The following is a 1,288-nucleotide window of genomic DNA, read 5'->3' on the forward strand; positions in this document are numbered from 1 at the left end:
GTTATTTAATACTTTCATATTGTTTACTTGAGTGTCAGGTTAACGACGGTAGAGTTCTGGATTAAAACGTTGTTTCCACTGTTCTGAATTACGTTGGATATACCCGAACTGTCTGCGAACGCTCCACTTGATAGTATATTGTTACCACTCACGGTGTTTAACGCGACATTATCTGACGAAATACCATTGATATCTGATTCTGCATAAACCAAGTCGAGTTCAACATTTTGTCCACCTCTTGATTCATTCATGATATCCAAGCTAACTTCTCCACCAGATAATGCAATGTCATCAGCGAGTGCAGTGCAGGCAACTATCATACTCAAAGTACAAATTGCCAAACGCATCACTTTCTCCTACTAGTCGGTTACTCACCCCCAGTAAACACACTTGCATTAGTTGTAACAGATTGTTGTACAAGTGAATTTGAACCAGCATTCTGACCAACGGTAGTAATACCAGCTGCACCACCAAGACCACCAAGGGTGTTCATGTTTTCAACTCGAACTCGAGTATCATCCGCGTTAGTTGCATAAATAACTGATGCACCTGTAACACCACCCATTAGGCTTGAGCTCGCAACAACCATATCTGTATCCATATGGACTTGATTGAAGCTATCAACATTTGTTGAGCTCGAGTCGCTTTGATAGTTACTATTGTCGTTAAAGCTGTTCGAGTTTGTTGTGCTCGTATCAGCGTAGCTACGGTTATCACTCTGGTTACGGTTGTCGCTTTGATTACGATTATCGCTGTTATCGTTAAAGCTACTGTTGATACTAGAGTCACTGTTGTCATTGTTGCTACGTGTTACAGTAGTACTAGAGTCGCTGTTGTCGTTGTAGCTTCTATTTGTGTTAGTACTTGAATCACTACTATCACTATTTAGGCTCACATCAAGATCAGCACTGGTACTGTTGTCGTTAGCGTTAGACGTACTATTGTCGTTGTGGCTTTGAGCTGTGTTAGTGCTCGAGTTTGAGTTGTCGCTGTTGTTATTAAAGCTGTCATCAACACCAAGAGTTGCACTGTTGTCAGTGTCGCTGTTGTCGTTGAAGCTATGACCAATACCTAGTGACGCACTATTATCGCTGTTGTCGTTGAAGCTATCACCAACACCGAGAGATGCGCTATTGTCACTGTTATCGTTGAAGCTGCCAGATAAACCAATATCGGTATTAGCGCTGTCAGTCCATTGCATGTTGTCATCTCCATCATCGATCTCATTCGCGATTAGAGAGCCACTAAATAAAATTGCTGACATTGCTAAAGCAAGCCCTGTTTTGTT

The 1,288-nt window shown here is 41.8% G+C and carries 2 protein-coding genes; both read right to left on the minus strand.

What is annotated here, in order from left to right; all coding sequences use genetic code 11:
• Positions 1–23: 23 nt before the first annotated feature.
• Positions 24–347, minus strand: a complete 324-nt coding sequence (locus R7Q11_RS24790) for a hypothetical protein (protein ID WP_054579721.1) — start codon at positions 345–347, stop codon at positions 24–26.
• Positions 348–367: 20 nt separating this feature from the next.
• Positions 368–1,288, minus strand: a 921-nt coding sequence (locus R7Q11_RS24795; RefSeq protein ID WP_225466834.1) for a dentin sialophosphoprotein, incomplete at its 5' end; no start/stop codon positions are given.

The sequence above is a fragment of the Vibrio sp. 970 genome, from assembly GCF_033339075.1.

What these genes read in the sequence shown, in the direction of transcription:
- R7Q11_RS24790 (WP_054579721.1), bottom strand. Translation starts at nt 347, where the DNA reads ATGCGTTTGGCAATTTGTACTTTGAGTATGATAGTTGCCTGCACTGCA.